This is a genomic window from Methylobacterium sp. AC315 (assembly GCF_979253755.1).
On the sequence record NZ_CEEDEA010000011.1, the window covers coordinates 20031 to 39750 of the forward strand.

A 19720-nucleotide genomic window follows, 5' to 3' on the forward strand; every position below is an offset into this window, starting at 1 on the left:
AAGGTGGCACCCGAAGCCGGGCCGGGCCGGGACGAAGGCCCGTGCGAGGGGCGCAACGTGCAGCCTATGGCTGCGGCCGTCATGCCCGCTCGGTTTCATCCAGAAGCCGGGTTCCCCTTTGCCGCCCCCTGCCGATGCTGCGCCCTCCCGCCCCCACAGATGGGGGAGGGCGCAGCATCGGCACCGCCCTTGGCCCTCGTCCGCGACGCGGCGGAAACCCGACCGCCTTCGAGGCTCATCCCGCCCCGAACAGCGCCTTGGCCAGCCGCGAATGGTCCTCGCGCAGGCGGCCCGTATCCACACCCAGCGGCTCACCGTCGATCACCCGCCAGCGGCCGGCGACCATCACCCGGTCGGCCCGGGTCGCGCCGCACAGGACCAGGGCGGCCAGCGGATCGTGGGCGCCGGAGAAGCGCAGCTCGTCCAGGGTGAACAGGGCGAGGTCGGCCTCCAGGCCCGGCGCGATCCGGCCGATATCGGCGCGTCCCAGGCAGGCGGCCGAGCCCTGCGTGGCCCAGCGCAGGGCATCGCGATGGGTCACGGCCTCCGCCCCGTAGGTGAGCCGGCTCAGCATCAGCGCGTGCCGCACCCCCTCCATGAGGTTGGAGCTGTCGTTGGAGGCCGATCCGTCGACCCCGAGGCCCACGGGCGAGCCCGCCGCCTCCAGTTCGCAGGTGCGGCAGCGGCCCGACGCCAGGGTCATGTTCGAGGTTGGGCAATGGCACACGCCGACCCCGGCCTTGCCGAGCCGGGCGACCTCGGCGTCGTTGAAGTGGATGCCGTGGGCGAGCCAGACCCGGTCGGTCATCCAGCCGACCCGTTCCAGGTAGTCCACCGGTCGGCAGCCGAACATCGACTGGCAGTAGCCGTCCTCGTCCAGCGTCTCGCCGAGATGGGTGTGCAGGCGGCAGCCGTGCCGGGCGGCCAGCTCCGCGCTCTCGCGCATCAGCCGCTCGGTCACCGCGAAGGGCGAGCACGGCGCCAGGCCGATCTGCACCATCGCCCCGGGGGCGGGGTCGTGGAACAGGTTCAGCACCCGCTCGCAATCGGCCAGGATCGTGTCGTCGTCCTGCGTCAGCGTCTTGGGGGGCAGGCCGCCCTCCCGGTCGGACAGGCTCATCGACCCACGGGTCACGGCGGCGCGGATTCCGAGGCTCCGGGCCTCCTCGACCTGGACGTCCACCGAGTCCTCGAGTCCCTCCGGGAACAGGTAATGGTGATCGCCCGCCGTGGTGCAGCCCGAGAGCAGCAATTCGGTATAGGCCACCCGGGTGGCGAGCCGGAACGCCTCCGGGGTGATCCGGCCCCAGACCGTGTAGAGCGCCTTCAGCCACGGGAAGAGCGGCTTGTTGATCGCCAGCGGGTGCGCCCGGGTGAGCGTCTGGAAGGCGTGGTGGTGGGTGTTGATCAGCCCCGGGACGACCACGTGGCGCGCGGCGTCGAAGGTCTCGTCCACCGGGGCGGCCGGCCGGGCGCCCGCCGGCACGCATTCGACGATCCGGCTGCCCTCCACCACGACGCCGCCCCCGGCCCCCTCGGCCAGGATGGCCAGCGGATCGCGGATCCAGACCCGGCGGCCCCGTATCTCGGCGTCGCGCATGCTGTTCCCCTCGGGTCCCGACCTCGCACCGGACCGGTATCGGACCCGGCGCGGCGGCCGGCAAGCCCCGGACGGGTCAGGGGCGGCTGTCTCGCGGGCCGGCGCCCCCGGGCTTGACGCTCCCGGGCGGCGCTGAGACATGTCAGCGGGACTGACCTTCTTATCATCCGGTCTGCTTAAAGTGACGGTCTGCCCCCCGTGACGTCATCGGTTCAGCGCGACGGCCTGCGCGTCTCCGGGCTGCCTGCCGCGGCGCCCCGTCGGCCGGACGGCGTGGCCGCGACCGCCGCGCACGCCCTCGGCAGCGACGACCTGATCGAGCTGCTGTTCTTCGCCTACCGGGATTTCGTCGGCGACCCGGACCGGATCCTGGCCGCCTACGGCTTCGGCCGTGCGCATCACCGGGTGCTGCACTTCGTCGACCGCTATCCGGGGCTGACCATCGCGGAGCTGCTCGACATCCTGCGGATCACCAAGCAGAGCCTCAACCGGGTGCTGAAGGACCTGATCGGGCAGAGCTACGTCACCCAGAAGACCGGGCCGAGCGACCGGCGCCAGCGCCTGCTGTACTGCACGCCGTCCGGTGCCGAGCTGGCCGCCGACCTCACCCGCGTCCAGGCCCGGCGCCTGGCCCGAGCGCTCGCCGCGCCGGACGCGCTGGGCTCCCCGGAGGATTTTCTGATGGCGATGATCGAGCCGGAGGACCGGCCTGCGGTCCGGCGCCTGATGGCCCGGCGCGGGCCGACCGGCGGTGGCGGCGCGTGACGGCCGCCCCCCGGGCCGACTTGCCCGACGCGGCGCCGCACGTCCTCGTGGTCGACGACGACCGCCGCCTGCGCGAACTGCTGGCCCGCTACCTGACCGACCAGGGGTTTCGCGTCACCGTGGCGGCCAGCGCCGCCGAGGCCCGGGCCCGGGCCCAGAGCGTCGTGTTCGACGCGATGGTGCTCGACGTGATGATGCCCGGCGAGAACGGCTTCGACTACGCCCGCAGCGTCCGCGAGACCTCCCGGGTGCCGATCCTGATGCTCACCGCCCGCTCCAACCCGAACGACCGGGTGATGGGCCTGGAGATCGGCGCCGACGACTACCTGCCCAAGCCGTTCGAGCCCCGGGAGCTGACGCTCCGGCTCAGCAACATCATCAAGCGCAGCGACCACTCGCGCGAGGCGGCGGCGGAGTCGGTGACCTTCGGGCCGTTCGCGTTCCGCATCGACCGGGGTGAATTGCGCCGGGACGACGCGCTGATCCGGATCACGGACCGGGAGCGCGAGATCCTGACGATCCTGGCCGCGGCCGGGGGCGCCAACGTCGAGCGCGAGCAGCTCGCCGGCCCCGGGGGCGCCGCCGCGGAGCGCACGGTCGACGTGCAGATCAACCGCCTGCGCCGCAAGACCGAGGTCGACCCCGCCAACCCGGTCTTCCTGCAGACGGTGCGGGGCGTCGGCTACCGGCTCGCGGTGGACTGATCCGGGCCCGCTACACCACCCGCGGCTCGCCCGGCTTCAGCTTCAGCCCCTTGGACACCCGGGTGGAGAGGCTGCCCACGACGGCGACGGCGACCGGCCCATCGGCCAGCGCACGGACCGCCGCCAGGGCGGCCTCGGCGTTCGGCTTCATCACGGCGTAGACCAGGGGAGCGGGTTTGGAACCCGACCGGCCCCGGCCGCCGGATCGCTCCGCGGTCACGGACACCAGGAAGGTCGTGTGGCGGCTCCGGGCGCGTCCAGGCATGTCTCAGCATGTGGCATGTCGGCTAATCATCACCAACGCCCCACCTCCCGGAAGGGCCGGGATGGAGAACGCGGATGTGCGGCACAGGGCGAATCGCGTGCCGCGATCGGCCGCCCCATCTCGCCTTACCCCATCCGGCGGCACCCGCGACGGATTTCGCGCGAATACTCTGCGGCTTTGTGTCGAAGACGCGCGATCACGGGCGTTCCGGGGGGCCCGTCGGCGCGTCAGGCCAGAACGAGGTCGAGGCCCGGCAGCGGGAGCCCCGCGAGCCGGGTGCTCCAGACTTGGCCGGGCGCCACCGGCAGGGCGTCGGTGAGCGTCCCGGTCGTGACGATCTCGCCAGGCGCGAGCGGCGGGCTCGCAGGATCGTTAGCCAGAACATCAACGAGATGGCCGAGGGCCGAAAGGGGGCCGCCGCCTAGCACGTTGCGGGCGCGGCCCCGGTCGGCGACCGCGCCGTCGCACAGCAGGTCGACCGAGAAACTCGCCAGCGCATCGATCCAGGCGGGCGTCGAAGCCGGGGTGAGCGGCACCCGCTCGCCCAGCACCAGCAGGCCGTGCAGCCCGAACGCCGCCACGGTGTCGGGGGCGGCGAAGCGCCAGCCGGGAAACAGCGACTGCACGAGTTCGAAACCCTGGGCCACCCAGTCGAGGCACCCGATCAGGGCGGCCGGGTCCATGCCGGGCTCGGGCGCCCGGGCCAGCCCGAACACGATCTCCGGCTCGATCCGCGGCTCGACCAGGGCGGCGAGCGGCACCGGCCCGGTCAGGTCGGCGCGCGCCCGCAGGGTCGTGTCGTAGACGTGGCCCCAGATCGGGGCGCGGACCCCGTAGGCGTCCCAGAGCGTCGTGTTGGTGAAGCCGATCTTGCGGCCCACGGGCCGCTCGCCCCGCGCCGCGCGCAGGCACCGGACCGCCTCGGCGACCCGGTAGGCGGCGGGCAGGTCCAGGCCGGCATCCCAGCCGCTCAGGGGCGGGATCTGGCGGCGATGCTCGTGAGCCGCCAGGATGGTGCGGGCATGGGTGGCGGCGGGGACGGGATCGCTCATCCCCGGACCTGTAGCATGGCGGCCGGCGGGGATGCGCTACCAGACCAGCCGTTCGATCACCGCGTCCGGGTGGACGGCCTGGCGCCCGAGCCATTCGGCGACGTCGCCGAGGCGGTGGTGCTCGGCCGAGACGCCGAGTTCCTCCGCGTGGATGCCGCGGGCCACCAAGAGGCTGGCGATGCCGAAGCCGCAGGCCCCGGCGATGTCGGTGCGGATCGCGTCGCCGATCGCCATCACGCGGCCCGGGTCCACCGGCGCGCCCGCGAGGTCGGCAGCCTTGGCGAGCGCCGCCTCGTAGACCGGGCGGTGGGGCTTGCCGGCGTAGATCACGGCGCCGCCGAGTTCGGCATAGGCCGCCGCGAGCAGGCCCGCGCAGGGGATCAGCCGGTTGCCGCTCTCGACCACGAGGTCGGGATTGGCGCAGATCAGGGTCAGCCCCCGGGCTGCCAGGCGCATGAGTTCGTCGCGGTAATCGTCGGCGGTCTCGCTGCGGTCGTCGAACAGGCCGGTGCAGACCACCAGGTCGGCCTCCACCTCCGGGACGAGGCTGAGGTCGAGGCCCTGGAAGATGCCGAGGTCGCGCTCGGGCCCGAGATGCCGGATCCGGGCGCCCGGGCGCTCGGCGATCAGCCCGCGGGTGAGGTCCCCCGAGGTCAGGATCGCGTCGTAGGCCTCCCGGGGCACGCCGAACCGGTCGAGGATCCGGCCGACGCCGTCCCCGGGCCGCGGCGCGTTCGAGACCAGGATCACCCGGCGCGGCCGCGCGCCCGGCAGGCCGCGGTACCGGATCAGCGCCTCGCCGGCCGGGACATGGGCCTTCTGGCCGTCATGCAGCACGCCCCAGACGTCGCAGAGGAGCAGGTCGTAGCGCTCCGCCACCTGCGCGAGGCCGTCGAGGGTCGGGATCGGTGCGGTCATGGAGGGATCCGGTCACGGTTTCAAAAGGTCCGGGACCTTTTGCGGGTGCAGGGCGGCGCGCTGCAAGCCTCCGGGCTCGCGCGACCCCAAGGCTTAGAGCGCTCGCCGCCCGACCGGGGACCGGTCCGGCGTGAGCGCGGGCGTCGAACCAAGGCCTGGGAGCCGTTCCCGCTTGCAGCGCGGTCGGGCGCTGTTCTACCGCGGCCCGAGCTTTTGCTCGGTGAAGAAATCGAGCATGGCCCGCGACGCGTCGGGCCCGTCGGTATCGGTGTAGCTGCCCTCGGGGCGGCCGCCGGACCAGGCATGGCCGGCGCCCCGGATCCGCCAATCCTCGACCACGACCCGGCCGGCCTCGTCCCGGAAGCGCGTGCGGGTGAAGGGATGGCCGCGGTCCTCGAAGGTCTCGGACCGGGCGGTCAGGCCGGCGACGTTGGCCTGGGCCAGCACCTGGTCGGCGTTGCGCACGCTGACGGTGCCGTCGTCCTCGCCGTGGAACACGATGGTGGGGATGCGCTGCCCGGCCGGGGCCGCCCCGAACGACGCCGCGGTGCCGAGGCCGGGCGCGCCGACCTGCATGGCCATCAGCGCAGAGCCGAGGTCGCGGGCGCAGCCGGCGGCGAGGCCCGAATGGACCCCCACGGCGGCGTAGAGGTCCGGATAGGCTCGGGCGATGTTCAACGCGGCCGCGCCGCCCGCCGACATGCCGGCGATGTAGACCCGGGCCGGGTCGATCGCGTGGGCCGCCATCACGGCCCGGGTGAGCCCCGCGATGATCGCGGCCTCGCCGGATTCCCGGCGCTGGTCGCGCGGATCGTACCAGTTCCAGCAGCGCTGGACATGGGCCTGCCGGCTCTGGCCCGGATAGGCGACGAAGATGCCGGCGCGCTCGGCCAGCACGTTCATGCCGGTGCCGGCGGCGAAATCGTCCGGGTTCTGCATGCAGCCGTGCAGCATCACGATCAGCGGCGCCGGCTCGGCCGGATTCCCCGGGATGAACAGCTTGTAGTCGCGGCTGCCGGCCGGCTCGGCGTGGCTGAGGCCGACGAACCGGCTCTCGGCCGGCGGCTTGCGGGATGCCGGCTTGCCGGGCGCCGGCGGCCGCGCGGGTCCGCGCCGCGGTTGCCCGAACCCCTTGAGCACCGGCGCGAGCCCGCGCACGACCTTGCCGACCGCGTTGCGGACCCGCAGCGCCGGATCGGAGATCGGGTTGCGGGCGGGCTCGATGCGCGCCGCGCGCCGCGCCGGTGCCGGAGCGTCCGTCCCGGCATGCCCGGGGGCCGCGCTCGGCGCATCCGGGCGTTGCACCTGGGGCTGCGCCTGGAGCTGCTGCGGGGTCTCGGCGGTCTCCGGCGGCGGCGGGGCCGCGTAGCCGCCGAAGCTGCGCTGGATCAGGGCGGTCGCCTCGTCCAGGCGGCCCAGGCTGGTCAGGCGTGTGGCCTCGATCATGTCGGCGAAGGGCGAATGCGTGGCCCGGTCGCGGGCACCGTCCTGCATAGCCTTCAGCTTGCCGAAGGGATCCATGATGGGTGCGCGCTTGGTCACATCAGCGTCCGTGTCGCGGCCGGGATGGCCCGCGGGTCGGCATATGGTGCGATGCAATAGAGGCCGATGTGCGATGCGGCAAGGCCGGTCAGGACGGGTCGTCGGCGCCGATATACTCGGCCCAGATCGGTGCCGCACCGAGGCTCGCGCGGAAGCTGTCGTGCCGCGCCCGCTCCTCATCCGTAAGGCGGCTCCGATATGGCCGAGGGGCCGCCGGAGCCGCCTGGACGACGGTCCGGACCGCCGGGCCGGACTGGGCGTCCAGGAGCCCAAGGCTGGTCTGCTTGCCGCCGAGCAGCTCGACATAGACCTCCGCCAGGATCTGCGCGTCGAGGAGCGCCCCGTGTTTGGTGCGTCGGCTGGTGTCGATGCCGTAGCGGTTGCACAGGGCGTCGAGGTTGTTGGCCGCGCCCGGGTGCTTGCGCCGGGCCATGGGCAGGGTGTCGACCACGTCGTCCAGCTGAATCGGCGGCGGCGCGTTCGCCCCGAGCCGGGCATATTCCATGTTGAGGAAGCCGACGTCGAAGGGCGCGTTGTGGATGACCAGGCGCCCGTCGGCCAGGAAGGCCTGCAGCTCGCCGACGATGTCGGCGAAGAGCGGCTTGTCCGACAGGAACGCGTCCGACAGCCCGTGGACGTTGAACGCCCCCTCGGAGACCGCCCGCTGCGGGTTGCAGTAGCGGTGGAAGGTCCGGCCCGTGGGGATGTGGTTGAACAGCTCGAGCGCGCCGATCTCGATCAGCCGGTCGCCGTTCCGCGCCTCGGTGCCGGTGGTCTCGGTGTCGAGGACGATCTCACGCAGCATTTTTGCGACTCAGGGGTCAGGATCACGCGCCCGATCGGCGATGGGGCTCCGGGGCGGGTGACCGCTTGCGGAGAACTCTGTCGCCCGAAAGGTTGACACTTCCTTGGACGCCGGCGGACCGGCGCCCGTGTGCCTGGCGGCGAGCGCCTCAGGCCGCCAGGGCCAGCCGCCCCTCGTCCTCGTCGGCCTCGGCCGCCATGAACTGGGCCCGGGCGAGTTCGGCGAAGCGGCCGTTCTGGGCGACCAGCGCGTCGAACGTGCCGGCCTCGACGATCCGGCCCTCGTGGAAGACCAGGATGCGGTCGGCGTCCCGGATCGTGGCGAGCCGGTGGGCGATCACGAAGGTGGTGCGCCCCTCCATGACGGCCTCCAGGGCGCCCTGGAGCTTGCGCTCGGTGGCGGCGTCCAGCGCCGAGGTCGCCTCGTCGAGGATCAGGATCGGCGGGTTCTTCAGGAGCGCCCGGGCGATCGAGAGCCGCTGGCGCTCGCCCCCGGAGAGCGACCGGCCGCGCTCGCCGATCACCGTGTCGAGCCCGTCCTGCTGGCGCGCCATGAAGGCGCCGGCCTGGGCCCGCTCGAGGGCGTCGAGCATCTCGGCATCGGTGGCGTCGGGGCAGCCGACCTGCAGGTTCTCGCGGATCGAGCGGGCGAACAGCATCGGCTCCTGGAACACCACGCCGATGTTGTGGCGCAGGGACGACAGGCCGATGTCGCGCACGTCGAGGCCGTCGATGCGGATCGCCCCGGAGGACGGATCGAAGCTGCGGTGCAGGAGGCCCAGCGTCGTCGACTTGCCCGAGCCGGTGGTGCCGACCAGCGCCACGGTCTCGCCCGGGCGGGCCGAGAACGAGACGCCGTCCAGCGCCTTGCGCCGGCCGTCATACGAGAAGGCGACGTCGTCGAAGGTGACCTCGCCCTCGAAGCGGGCGACCTGTCGGGCATGGGGACGGTCGGCCACGGCCGGCACGGTGTCGTAGATTTCGAAGAACTCGGCGATCTTGGGCGCCTGCTGGAACAATCCGTTAACGAAGCCGACCACATGGTCGAGCCGCGCCACGAAGGCGGTGGCCAGGCTCATGAAGGCCACGACCTCGCCCACCGTGGTGGTGCCGGCCTGGTACAGCCAGATGCCGGTGACGAAGATCGCCGTCATGGTGATGGTCGCCGAGGCGCGGGTCGCCACGTTGGCGAGCGCCCACCAGGACAAGACCGGGATCTGCGCGGCGAGCAGGTTGGTGATGATGCCGCGCATCGCGTCCTTCTCGGCCTTGGCGCGGGTGAAGGACTGGATCACCGCGACGTTGCCCAGCGCGTCCGAGGCGTGGGCGGCGAGGCCGGAATTGAATTCCTCGACCTGGCCCTGGAGCGTCTCGGTCCGGCGCATCACGAAGGTGGTCAGCGCCGTGAAGGCCACCACCAGCACCACCAGGATCGAGCCGAGCTGCCAGTTGATGAACAGGGTCATCGGCAGGAGCACGACCAGCGAGACCAGGGCGACGAGGTGGTCGCGGAAGAAGCCGAGCCACAGCCAGGCCATGCCGTTGGTGCCCTCCAGCATCGCCTTCAGGACCCGGCCGGAATGGTTGGCCGAGTGGAAGGCCAGCGGCAGGTCGAGGACGTGCTCGAAGTAACTCGCCATCGAGGACAGGCGGTTGCGGTGGGCCAGCCGGTCGGCGTGGAGCGCGATGAACACGCCCGCCGCGATGGTGAAGAAGCCGAACGCCACCCAGGCCGCCAGCAGGGGCAGCATCGTGGCCATGGCGTTGCCGCCGCGCTTGAGGTGGGTCAGCTGATCGATGATCCGGCCCATCAGCAGCGGTTCGGCGAAGGCCGCCACCGCCAGCACGACGTTGGTGGCCGCCAAGCCGATGGCCAGCCGCCGATCCGCCTTCAGGAAACCCAGGACCCGCCCGTACAGACGAACCATCGCCACCGCTCCGCCACCCCCGGCGCGGCCCGTGTATCCGGGTCTCGCGCCACTTCTTAAGGTCCGTGCGACGGGCGGCCACCGCCGATTCCGCCGCCAAACCCCTCGCACGACACGGCTTATGCCCGGGCCCGCCTGAACGGGCGATGACGGCCCTATACAGGGTCGAAGCGTCCGCCTTTACGGTTCGTTCAGCAAGATTTCCTAACGCTGCGAATAACCCGGCCGCAAGCCACAGCGGGGGCGACTCGTTGACGATTTGCATCGGGCGCCCAGGGCCGTGGATCGCGCAACCGCACTCGGCCTCCTCTCAAGCCTCGGCGTCGTGGTCGGGCTGATCCTCCTCGACGGCGGCCATTTCGGTGCCTCCGCGTCGGAGTACGCGGCGGGGGTGGTGTTCGGGGGCGCCACCGCGGCCACGATGATCCGCGTCCCGTTCCCGGTGATCGTGCACGGCCTGCCGATGGGCCTGCGCTACGCCTTCGTGATGCGCTCGGTGATGCCGCAGGCGCCGATCTGAGGAGATCACCAAGATCGCCGACGTGGTCCGCGAGTCCGGCCCGATGGCGCTGGAGAACATGGAGATCTCCGACCCGTTCCTCGCCCAGGGCGCGCGCGGCATCGCCGACGGCTACGACCGGGACTTCATCCGCGACACGATGGAGCGCGACCGCGACAACGTCCTCACGCATCCCGATGAGGGCTCGAAGGTCTGCCGGGCCTACGGCGACTGCGCCCCGGCCTGGGGCCTGATCGGCCCGATCCTCGGCCCGGTGGCGATGTTCGCCAACATGTCCGCCCCCTCGAAGCTCGGGCCCGCCATGGCGACCGCGCCGCTGGCCACGCTCTACGGCGCCGGGATCGCCAACCTAATCACCCTGCCGCTCGCCGACAAGCTGCCCGTGAAGCTCGAGGAGGCGGACGTCTCGCGCTCGCTGATCATCGACGGCATCCCCGACATCCCCGACCTGGCGGCCAACCGGCGGGTGACCGTGACGCTGCTGACGGAGGCGCCGCCGGTGCCGAACGTGAAGGGACTGCCGTAGAGCGACCCACCGCCGGCGGTCTGGGTTTCGAGAGGTCCGCGCCCTCTTGCGGGTGCAGGGCAGAGCCCTTCGAAACCGTCTTTCCGCTGGTGTCGCGTCCTACTTGGCGGTGAGCAGCGCCCAGTAGACCTTGTACTTCGAGCCCGGCGCGTACGCGGTGGCGATCCCCATCCGGGTCGCCCGGGGGTCGAGCATGGTGGCGTCGTGCGGGGGGCTCTCGCGCCAGCCCGAGAAGGCTTCGGCCAGGGTGTGGTAGCCGGCCGACAGGTTGGCGTTCACGTCGGAGAAGCCGAGCCGTCCGACCGCGGACTTCACGGTCTGCGCCCGGCTCGGCCGGTCGGCGAGCGCCATGGCGGCCACCTCCGCCTCGGCCAGCCGCTGCAGTTCGGGATCCACCGTCAGCGGGCCGGCGCCGCGGTTGCGGCGATAGGACGAGATCATGTCCCGGGCGGCGTCGGTGTCGACATGGGCGGTCTGGCTGGCCAGCGGCAGGTAGATGCTCGGCAGCGCCGTCGTGGTCGGCACCTGGGCGGCACAGGCACCGAGCAGCGCCAGCGCCAGCGCCGGGATACAGGCCGCCGCCCGGAAGCCGCGTCTCAGGTTGCGTCCGCCCACGTTCGAAGGTCCATGCTCTGCGCATCCGGCTTGGACGCCCGAGCGATATAGGGAGCGCGGGGCGATTGCGCGACCGGCTCCGCCGCCCGGGCCGCCCGTCCTCAGCCTCCGGCGCTGCGGAGCCCACGGTCGCGCTGCTGTTGGGCCGGCAATGCCCCGGCCTCCTTCGCCTCTTGAGGGTCGGAGACTGACGCACCCTGCCCGAACCGGCTCGCGATCTCGCCCATGGCGGCCTGCATCGCCTCGAAGCCCTGCACGGTCACGATGCTGGCGCCGGGGCCGAGCGGTGGGATGAAGCCCGCCCCCGAGAGGGTCGCGAACACCGCGTAGTTCAGGTCGGTCTGGACCTTCTGGCCGAGGCTGACATCGACGATCCAGACCAGCAGCTCGAATTCCAGGAACGGGTCGCCGATCTTCTTGAACACCACCCGGGGCGCCGGGTCCTTCAGCACGTCGGCATGGCCCTGCGCGCAGCCGACGATCATCTCGGCGGCCCGCACCGGATCCTGGTTGCGCAGGACGCTGACCGTGATGCTGACCCGGCCGGAGCGGTCGCCGCGCACCCGGTTCTTGACCACCCCGGAGATCAGGTTCGAGTTCGGTACGATCACGGACGAGCGGTCGAAGGTCTGGATCTCGGTGGAGCGCACCGAGATGCGCTTCACGATGCCCTCCGAATCGCCGATCACCACCTGGTCGCCGACCCGGATCGGGCGCTCCCAGAGCAGCAGCAGGCCGGAGACGAAGTTGTTGACGATCGATTGCAGGCCGAAACCGATACCGACCGACAGGGCGCCGGCCACGATGGTGAGCTTCTCCAGGCTCAGGCCCAGATACGAGAAGGCGAGCGCCAGGGCGAGCAGGAAGCCGCAATAGCCCGCGATCGTGGTGATCGAGTTGCGCAGGCCGGCGTCCAGGTCGGTGGCCGGCAGGTAGGTCAGTTCGAGCCAGCGCTGCACCGCCCGGGTGACGAACACGCCGAGCACCAGGATGCCGATGCCGAACGCGATGCTCGAGAGCGAGATCGTGACGTCGCCGACCTTGAAGCCGAAGAAGGCCTGCCGGATCGACGAGACGATGTCGGTGGAATCGAGCCCCCAGGGCGCCAGCACCAGCAGCGCCGCCACCAGGATCAGCACCACCCGGGCGGCCCCGGTCGCCAGCACCGAGATCTGGTTCAGCGAGCGCTTGCGCAGGCCGGTATTGGCCTGGAGCGTGGTGGCCAGCCGGGTCTCGTCGGTGAGCGCGCGGCCGATGAACGTGTCGACGCTCTGGACCAGCAGGTAGAGCAGGACCAAGACGCTCGCGGCCCAGATCAGCTGATCGATCAGGAAGGCTGCGAAGGCGACGTAGCCCACCAGCGCGCCGAGCCCGATCAGCCCCACGGCGGCCCAGCCGAGCAGCCGGGCCGGGCCGCCGATGCCCGTGGTGGTCTTGGTCGGCACGTAGGGGCCGAAGCAGGCCTCCTCCTCCTGATCGGTGTCGGCGAACCGGTGCAGGCCGACCGCCAGGATCAGCGCCGTGGCCACGGCGCCGAGGCCCCGGGTCGCGATCGAGATCGGCAGGGCCGCCGAGATCCCGGAATTCAAGGCCTCCACGGATTTCACCACGGTGAGCACCGTGGCGATGCCGACCGCCAGCCGGGTCAGCCGGGTGGCCGCCGCGTCGCCGACCGGGGCGGGGCGCCAGGCCGGCTTGTCGGGGCTGAGCAGCCCGTCGCACAGGGCCTCCACGAAGGCGATGAAGGCGAGGCCGCCCAGGATCGCGGCGGCCACCGGAAGCAGCCGGGAGGGCAGCAGGTTGGTGGCGTCGAGCGCGTAGTAGACCGCGTAGGAGCCCGCCACCGCCGGCACGGTGCCGAGCAGGATCACCCGCCAGGCGGCCAGCAGGGTCGCGCGCCGCGACGGCTCGGCGGTGGCGGCATCCCGCCGGGCGGCCCGGGGGGCGATGTTGCGCCGCCCGAAATACAGCGCGATCGAGATCCCGAAGGCGAGCCCCAGGAACAGCAGGTTGCCGATGCTGCCGTTGCGGGAGAACAGCAGCCCGATATCCGACACGGCGCTCTGCAGGGAGCGGGTATCCCGCGGCACGTCGGCCATGACCTTGGTCCAAAGGCCCGGCCCGACCAGGGGCTGCGAGCGCTGGAACAGGTCGCGGGTGAACGATTCGCGGCGGCGGTTCGAAACCCGGTCGATGATCTGGTCGCCCTGCACCTGCAGGGAGCGGGCGAGGCGCTGGGTCTCGTCGATGCGGGCGACGGCGGCGTCGCGCTCCACCCGCTGCTCGGCGACGTCGGGGCTCTCCTGGGTGTCCTTGGGCTTCGGGCCGAGCTGGGTCAGCCGCTCGCGCGCCGCCTCGAGCGGCGTGTCGAGCCGGGTGATCAGCGCGCGGATCTCCTCCGTGACGGTGGCGGCGCTGTCGCGAATCGACGCCAGGTCCGTCGGGGTCAGGTCGGGATGCCCGAGCTGCTTCTCGCGGGCCTCGAGCTCGGCCTTGGCGGCGTCGAGCTGGGCCCGGACCGCCTTGAGCGGCTCGGACATCTCGGGCTGGGGCGCGGCGGGCTTCGGCGCGGCCGGCTTCCCGTCAGCCCCTTTGGCGTCGGAAGATTTGGCATCAGAAGGCTTGGCATCAGAAGGCTTGGCATCGGCAGGCTTGCCCTCCGCGGCCTGTCCGGCCGGGCTCCCGCCCTGCGCCGAGGCCGGCGGCACGGCCGCCGGGATCCCCAGCATCAGCGCGGCCAGGACGGCCAGCACGACGGGGGCGCGCGGCGCGGCGTTCGGCTTCCGGGAGCGCACCAGCGTGCGGATCATGGGCTACCTCTCGTCGGGCGCGGCAGGCGCGCGTTCGGGGCCCGGCATCGGCGGACCGGCGGTCGTCGGGAACCGCGCGGGCCGCCTGCGGGCCTCTTGGAGCGCCCGCCGCCGGAGGGGACATCGGTTCGGCGTCGGCGAGCACGGGATATCGAAGCCGCGCGAATCGGGACCGCCGGCGGCGCGGCCGGGCCCGACTCACGCGGCCGAGCGCTGTGGGCGAGCAATAGGGCCAAACCGTGCCCCTGCCCACCCTCGGGCCGATCGGCCTTCCCCGCGGCAAGCTCCGGGGCAAGCGTCAGGGCAACCTTCGGGGCCTGCTGTGGGTGCGTCCCCGGGACCCTGCGGGAAAAGCTTCACAAGGGTGTCACGGTGGGATTAGATGAACACCTTATGGACAGGGCCTTTTCGTCGTCACGCGAAAGGGTTCGGCCGGCTCCGAAGCCGGTCCGGCCCGGCCGCGTTCCGGTTGCTACCGCACCGACTGGCGCCTTCGCGCGCCGGCCCGCCGCCCTGTTGCTCCTTCCGCCTCTCCCGCCGAGCCGACGCCCCGTCCGCCGGCCCGTCCTGCACCGGCCCCCGGCTGCGTCGGACGGGCCGGTGGGGCGACGGCGCGTTCCCGCGCGTTACACGCGTCAGAGATAGTCTGAAGAGTCGCGCCGATGATGGATCTCCAAACCCTCGTCCTGAACGCGGATTATCGGCCGCTCTCGTACAATCCGCTCTCGCTCTGGTCGTGGAAGGACGCCTTCACGGCCCTGTTCCTCGATCGCGTCACCTTGGTGGCGAGCTACGACGTCGAGGCGCGCTCGCCCTCGCGGGCGCTGCGGGTGCCGAGCGTGGTGGCGCTGAAGAACTACGTCACGCTGGCCCGCAGCCCCGCCTTCACCCGCTACAACATCTACCTGCGTGACGGCTTCAGCTGTCAGTATTGCGGGTTGCGGCTGCCCTCGGGCGGCCTGACCTTCGACCACGTGGTGCCGCGCTCCCGGGGCGGCCTGTCGAGCTGGGAGAACGTGGTGGCGGCCTGCTCGCCCTGCAACCTGCGCAAGGCCAACCGCACCCCGCAGGAGGCCGACATGCCGCTCGCCACCGAGCCGCGCCGGCCGACCCGCTACGAGCTGCACCACCGGCAGCCCGAGTTCGACCACCGCCAGTATCACCACACCTGGCTCGACTACCTGTACTGGGACAGCGAACTGGAGAGCTGAGACTGATTCACCAAGCCGGCCCGCGGCGGGGCGGCTCGTTGTACATCGGGACGTTGTGGTTGCGGGGCAGGTAGCCCCGGACGATCACGGGCGGCGGCACGGCCGCCAGGTCGGGCCGCACGCGGACGACGCGCCGGAGGCGGGGCGGATCGAAGCCGCGATCCTCGGGACAGGCGGAGGCCGGGGCGGGAGCGAGGGCGGCGAGCAGGATGGTCGCGAGCATGGCCCGCGCGCGTGTCGGCCGTCGGGCGGAGCAGGGCGCTGTCATGGTCGGTCTCCGGCCGGCATCGGGGCGATCAGAACTTGAGGGCCGCGCCGCCACGGATGGTGTTCAGCTCGGCACGGTGCCCGTTGAAGCTCTGGAACAGCACGTACTGGTACTCGCCCCGCAGCAGGATGTTGGGCGTGATCGCGTATTCGAGACCGAATCCCAGGGCGACGCCGCCGATCGTCTTGGTCTTGGCGTTGGCCACCAGCGTGCTCGGGCCGTACGGAATGGTCTGGGCGCCCTGTCCGGCCGGGGTCGACCGGTTCAGCGGGAAGTTTTGGTTGAAGCTGGCATAGCCGTGATTGTAGACGGCCGCCGGCAGGCCCGTGGTCAGGGCTTGGTTGGCCGCATAGGTCGTAGCGCCGTAGCCGTAATTCTGGACCGCGACGGTGTCGTTGATCGTCACCCGGCCGACCGCGAGGCCTCCGGTCACGTAGGGCAGCAGGTTGCCGAAGGCGTAGCCGGCCCGGGCGCGGATGCTGCCGTAATCGTCGATCCGCGTGTTCGACGTACCCGAGAGATTGACCGATTCGGAATTGCCCGCGGCCGTCGTCATGATCCGGCTGATGCCGTTGGTCGACCAGCTGTTCATGTCCGCGTGCGTGTAGTCGGCCTCGATACCCAGGACGATCTCGTCGAACTGGATGTTGTAGCCGGCAAACGCACCGAAGCTGGCGCTCTTCACGCGGGTCCCGGGCAGCGACAGAAACTTCGAGACGCCGAACTCGCTCTCGACCGCGCTGTAGCTGAGGTCTTGCGCGAGGGTCGATTGCAGGGCATCGCGCTGCGCCAGGCCGCCCGACGTATACCCGCCATGGCCGCCGACATACACGCCGCTCCAGTCGAGCACCGGAGCCGGGGCCGGATCGTAATCGGCGCCGCGCAGGTAATCGTAATCCAGGTCGGCGGCCCGGGCGGTGCTCGCGCCGCAGAGGCCGAGGATCGCCAGCAGCGGCAGGGTGACGGTGCGCATCGGGATCGTCCTGGAACTGCGAGACGGACGGCAGATCGGGCCTCGATGCAGAGATAGTTGGGTAACCTTAAGCGTCCGTTATTTCAGAGCTCTTCGCGCGTCCCGTTTCGATCATTGCGACTTGGATCAAACTATCCGGCAGCCCGATTCTGGTCTCCCACTCCTCCCGTTCCGCCGCAGCCCGGTCGCAAAACGAAAAACGGCGCGGAGGACATCCGCGCCGTCGGCCGTCAGAGCGTTGAGAAAAAAATCAGTACTTGCGGACCAGCGGTCCGGGGATCGGCTCCGGCATCAGCGGCGGCAGGGGCGCCGCGACGAGGCCGCCGAGGTAATAGCGCAGGCCGATCTTCACGTCGTGCGCCTCAATGTCCTTCACCTTGATCGCCTGCAGGCTGCCGGTGCAGCACGGCACGAAGCCCGGGCCGGTCTCGGCCTTGCCGAGGTTGAGGTAGCGGTACGCCACCTCGATCTTCAGGGCGTCGCTGACGTCATAGGCGAGACCGGCATGCAGCGCCCAGGCGAAGCTGCCGCTGGTCTTGCTCTTGTAGAACTTACTGCCGCTGTTGGTGTTGTATACCGGATTGCCGTTGCTGTCGTAGACTGGCGCGTAGTTGTAGTACGCCTGCCCGCACTTGCAGTCGTAGATCGGGTTGCCGTAATCGTAGGCGTAGGTCGGGCTGGTGAACTGCTGGTTCGTCGAGTAGCCCGAGACGTGGTTGAAGGCGTAGCCGACACCGCCGCCGATGAACGGCGTGATGCCGTACCACGTGCCGAGGTCGAAATACGCGTTGGCCAGCACCACCGCGGAATCGAAGTTGCTGGACGACTTGTTGACCCCGTAGGAGCCGAGGCCGTTGTCGAACTCGGGGCCCTTGTAATACTCGCTGCCGCGCAGGCCGGTGGAGTAACGATACTCGCCGGTCACGTCGCCGCGCAGGAACGGGGTGAACTGATAGCCGACGCCGACGCCCGCGAACCCGCCGCCGCCGATCTCGTTGCCGAACGAGCGGTTGGCATCCGGATAGCCGGTGTAATCGTAGGCCTCGCTGTATCGCGGCCGCGTGTAGACGCTCGCGCCGACGTCGCCGCGCAGGTACCAGCCGCCGCCGACCTCGATCGGGGGCGGAGGGGGCGGCGGCGGAGGCGGGGGCAACAGGTCCGCGGCAGCGGCCAGGCAGGGCGCGCCGACGCTCGCCGCGAGCGTCAGGCTGCGCACCAAAGCGTTCAGCTTGGAGCGGGCCATGGAGATTCCTTCACTAGACTCGTGTGCCGGAGGCTTGGCATGCCGGCTCTGTTGACGAGGCGAAGGATGGATCGAACGTCTTAAATCCGGCTTAACGTTAAATGTTAGCCTTGCCGGCTGCTTACGGTCCGCAAACCTGCACCCCAGGGAAGGATTTGCTAGTCTTGCCCGCACCATCCCGCACCGTCAGGACGACGACGCCCGCCGGCGGATCGGGCTGAGCCGGTGTTGCCCGAGGACGTGCGCATCCTGGCGCTGATGCTGCCGGAGACGGTGGCGGGCGCCCACCGCGGCAACCCGGATTTCCGGGTCGGCGGCCGGGTCTTCGCGACCCTGTGGGTGGAGGAGGACCGGGTGGTGCTGCGCTTGGCCCCGGCCGACCAGGCCGCGTTGTGCGAGGCCGAGCCGGACCTGTTCACGCCCCTGGACGGCGCCTGGGGCCGGCGCGGCTGGACCAATCTCGACCTCGACCCGTGCGAGGAGGAGACCCTGCGCGCCGCCCTGCTGGCGGCCTGGCGGACCACCGCGCCCGCTTTGCTGCGCGCCGCATATGCGTGAGCGCGAAAGCCCCGCCGAAGGGCCGCGGGCCCCTCGGGACCCCCGACCTCAGGCTGCGACTTTGGTGACGGCCTCGACCACCTCGTCGACCACCTCGTTGACGAGGCCGCGGTCGTCGCCCTCGGCCATCACGCGGATCACCGGCTCGGTGCCGGAGGGGCGGATGACCAGGCGGCCGCCATTGCCCAGCCGGGCGCGGGCCTGGGCGATGGCGCTGACCACGCTGTCCTGGCTGAGCGGCTCGCCGGCCCGGTAGCGTACGTTCTTGAGGATCTGCGGCAGCGGGTCGAAGCAGTGGCAGACCTCGCTCACCGGCCGGCCCTGGCGCTGGACCACGCTCAGGATCTGCAGGGCCGCCACCAGGCCGTCACCCGTGGTGGTGTAGTCCGACATGATGATGTGGCCGGATTGCTCGCCGCCGAGGTTGTAGCCGTGCTCGCGCATGTGCTCGAGCACGTAGCGGTCGCCGACCGCGGTGCGGGCCAGCGACAGGCCGAGGCCGCCGAGAAAGCGCTCCAGGCCGAGATTGGACATGATGGTGGCCACCAGCCCCGGCTGGGTGAGCCGCTCGTCCTCCTGCCAGGAGCGCGCGACCACCGCCATCAGCTGGTCGCCGTCGACCACGTGGCCCTTCTCGTCGACGATCAGCACCCGGTCGGCGTCGCCGTCCAGCGCGATGCCGATATCGGCCCGGCGCTCGCGCACCTTGGCGACCAGGGCGGCCGGGGCGGTGGAGCCGACATCCCGGTTGATGTTGAACCCGTCCGGCTCGGTGCCGATGGCGATCACCTCGGCGCCGAGCTCCCACAGGGTCTCGGGAGCGACCCGGTAGGCGGCGCCGTTGGCGCAATCGACCACCACCCGCAGGCCGTCGAGGGTCACGTGCCGGGGCAGGGTGCGCTTGGCGAACTCGATGTAGCGGGCGTGCACACTCTCGATCCGCTTCGCCCGGCCGAGGTCGGCGGAGCCGGCCAGCTTGGTGTGCAGCTCGGCGTCGATCAGCTCCTCGATCTCACGCTCGATCGCGTCGTTGAGCTTGAACCCGTCGGGCCCGAACAGCTTGATGCCGTTATCCTCGAAGGCGTTGTGCGAGGCCGAGATCATCACCCCGATATCGGCCCGCATCGAGCGGGTCAGCATCGCCACCGCGGGGGTCGGCACCGGGCCGAGCAGCAGCACGTCCATGCCGACCGAGGTGAAGCCCGCCACCAGGGCGGTCTCGATCATGTAGCCCGACAGGCGGGTGTCCTTGCCGATCACCACCCGGTGGCGGTGGTCGCCGCGCTGGAACACCAGACCCGCCGCCTGGCCGACCTTCAGGGCGAGTTCCGGGGTGATCACCCCGTTGGCCCGGCCCCGGATGCCGTCGGTTCCGAAATACTTGCGCGCCATCACGATCTCCGGTGCCGGGCCTCTCG

Annotated in this window: 19 protein-coding genes; 6 read left to right on the plus strand and 13 right to left on the minus strand. The window is 71.3% G+C overall.

All coding sequences use genetic code 11. The features are described 5' to 3' along the window. Positions 1 to 235 precede the first annotated feature (235 nt). On the minus strand, positions 236 to 1600 hold the full coding sequence (locus AC0IY0_RS18280; RefSeq protein ID WP_471764918.1) for an 8-oxoguanine deaminase: 1365 nt from the start codon (positions 1598 to 1600) through the stop codon (positions 236 to 238). A 273-nt stretch (positions 1601 to 1873) separates the two neighbouring features. Here AC0IY0_RS18280 and AC0IY0_RS18285 point away from each other — a divergent pair, with 273 nt between their 5' ends. Beyond that, entirely contained in the window at positions 1874 to 2365 is a 492-nt protein-coding gene (locus AC0IY0_RS18285; RefSeq protein ID WP_147910186.1) for a MarR family winged helix-turn-helix transcriptional regulator, read from the plus strand. Then, positions 2362 to 3069, plus strand: a complete 708-nt coding sequence (locus AC0IY0_RS18290; protein ID WP_471764919.1) for a response regulator — start codon at positions 2362 to 2364, stop codon at positions 3067 to 3069. The genes AC0IY0_RS18285 and AC0IY0_RS18290 overlap by 4 nt, the downstream gene beginning before the upstream one ends. 10 nt (positions 3070 to 3079) lie before the next feature. On the opposite strand, the gene AC0IY0_RS18295 is transcribed toward AC0IY0_RS18290, so the two are convergent. The 6 genes from AC0IY0_RS18295 to AC0IY0_RS18320 all read right to left on the minus strand — a co-directional run bounded on the left by AC0IY0_RS18295 (position 3080) and on the right by AC0IY0_RS18320 (position 9584). Beyond that, on the minus strand, positions 3080 to 3334 hold the full coding sequence (locus AC0IY0_RS18295) for a hypothetical protein (protein WP_147910178.1): 255 nt from the start codon (positions 3332 to 3334) through the stop codon (positions 3080 to 3082). 227 nt (positions 3335 to 3561) lie between these two features. Beyond that, a complete protein-coding gene (locus tag AC0IY0_RS18300; protein ID WP_147910179.1) occupies positions 3562 to 4386 on the minus strand; it encodes a 2-keto-4-pentenoate hydratase in 825 nt (274 codons plus the stop codon). A gap of 36 nt (positions 4387 to 4422) precedes the next feature. After that, positions 4423 to 5304, minus strand: coding sequence for a TIGR01459 family HAD-type hydrolase (locus AC0IY0_RS18305; RefSeq protein WP_147910180.1), 882 nt, complete (start codon positions 5302 to 5304; stop codon positions 4423 to 4425). Positions 5305 to 5499: 195 nt separating this feature from the next. Next, positions 5500 to 6798 (minus strand): extracellular catalytic domain type 1 short-chain-length polyhydroxyalkanoate depolymerase, encoded by a 1299-nt coding sequence (locus AC0IY0_RS18310; RefSeq protein ID WP_471764977.1) that lies wholly within the window; start codon positions 6796 to 6798, stop codon positions 5500 to 5502. Positions 6799 to 6934: 136 nt separating this feature from the next. Continuing rightward, positions 6935 to 7651 carry a DNA polymerase III subunit epsilon gene (dnaQ, locus tag AC0IY0_RS18315; protein WP_147910181.1) on the minus strand — a complete coding sequence of 239 codons (717 nt, stop codon included), beginning with the start codon at positions 7649 to 7651 and terminating at the stop codon, positions 6935 to 6937. A gap of 148 nt (positions 7652 to 7799) precedes the next feature. Next, on the minus strand, positions 7800 to 9584 hold the full coding sequence (locus AC0IY0_RS18320; RefSeq protein ID WP_147910182.1) for a glucan ABC transporter ATP-binding protein/ permease: 1785 nt from the start codon (positions 9582 to 9584) through the stop codon (positions 7800 to 7802). Between the two features lie 274 nt (positions 9585 to 9858). Here AC0IY0_RS18320 and AC0IY0_RS18325 point away from each other — a divergent pair, with 274 nt between their 5' ends. Both AC0IY0_RS18325 and AC0IY0_RS18330 read left to right on the plus strand, forming a co-directional pair. After that, a complete protein-coding gene (locus AC0IY0_RS18325; RefSeq protein ID WP_246692105.1) occupies positions 9859 to 10098 on the plus strand; it encodes a MotA/TolQ/ExbB proton channel family protein in 240 nt (79 codons plus the stop codon). A gap of 22 nt (positions 10099 to 10120) precedes the next feature. Further along, positions 10121 to 10624 (plus strand): MotA/TolQ/ExbB proton channel family protein, encoded by a 504-nt coding sequence (locus tag AC0IY0_RS18330; protein WP_471764920.1) that lies wholly within the window; start codon positions 10121 to 10123, stop codon positions 10622 to 10624. 99 nt (positions 10625 to 10723) lie between these two features. On the opposite strand, the gene AC0IY0_RS18335 is transcribed toward AC0IY0_RS18330, so the two are convergent. Together AC0IY0_RS18335 and AC0IY0_RS18340 are read right to left on the minus strand one after the other, a co-directional pair. Continuing rightward, positions 10724 to 11239 (minus strand): CAP domain-containing protein, encoded by a 516-nt coding sequence (locus tag AC0IY0_RS18335; protein WP_471764921.1) that lies wholly within the window; start codon positions 11237 to 11239, stop codon positions 10724 to 10726. Between the two features lie 101 nt (positions 11240 to 11340). After that, positions 11341 to 14049, minus strand: a complete 2709-nt coding sequence (locus AC0IY0_RS18340) for a DUF3772 domain-containing protein (protein ID WP_461230278.1) — start codon at positions 14047 to 14049, stop codon at positions 11341 to 11343. A 662-nt stretch (positions 14050 to 14711) separates the two neighbouring features. On the opposite strand from AC0IY0_RS18340, the gene AC0IY0_RS18345 reads away from it, so the two are divergent. Continuing rightward, a complete protein-coding gene (locus AC0IY0_RS18345) occupies positions 14712 to 15260 on the plus strand; it encodes an HNH endonuclease (RefSeq protein ID WP_007563401.1) in 549 nt (182 codons plus the stop codon). Between the two features lie 7 nt (positions 15261 to 15267). Here AC0IY0_RS18345 and AC0IY0_RS18350 read toward each other — a convergent pair whose 3' ends face one another. The 3 genes from AC0IY0_RS18350 to AC0IY0_RS18360 all read right to left on the minus strand — a co-directional run bounded on the left by AC0IY0_RS18350 (position 15268) and on the right by AC0IY0_RS18360 (position 17744). Then, positions 15268 to 15483, minus strand: a complete 216-nt coding sequence (locus AC0IY0_RS18350) for a hypothetical protein (RefSeq protein WP_471764922.1) — start codon at positions 15481 to 15483, stop codon at positions 15268 to 15270. A gap of 73 nt (positions 15484 to 15556) precedes the next feature. Continuing rightward, positions 15557 to 16501, minus strand: coding sequence for an outer membrane protein (locus tag AC0IY0_RS18355; RefSeq protein WP_471764924.1), 945 nt, complete (start codon positions 16499 to 16501; stop codon positions 15557 to 15559). Between the two features lie 250 nt (positions 16502 to 16751). Next, positions 16752 to 17744 carry an outer membrane protein gene (locus AC0IY0_RS18360; RefSeq protein ID WP_419828715.1) on the minus strand — a complete coding sequence of 331 codons (993 nt, stop codon included), beginning with the start codon at positions 17742 to 17744 and terminating at the stop codon, positions 16752 to 16754. Between the two features lie 225 nt (positions 17745 to 17969). Here AC0IY0_RS18360 and AC0IY0_RS18365 point away from each other — a divergent pair, with 225 nt between their 5' ends. After that, a complete protein-coding gene (locus AC0IY0_RS18365; protein WP_147910785.1) occupies positions 17970 to 18302 on the plus strand; it encodes an MmcQ/YjbR family DNA-binding protein in 333 nt (110 codons plus the stop codon). Between the two features lie 48 nt (positions 18303 to 18350). Here AC0IY0_RS18365 and glmM read toward each other — a convergent pair whose 3' ends face one another. Beyond that, the gene (gene glmM, locus AC0IY0_RS18370) at positions 18351 to 19694 is read right to left on the minus strand and encodes a phosphoglucosamine mutase (protein WP_147910786.1); all 1344 of its coding nucleotides are present in this window, start codon (positions 19692 to 19694) and stop codon (positions 18351 to 18353) included. Between the last annotated feature and the right edge of the window lie 26 nt (positions 19695 to 19720).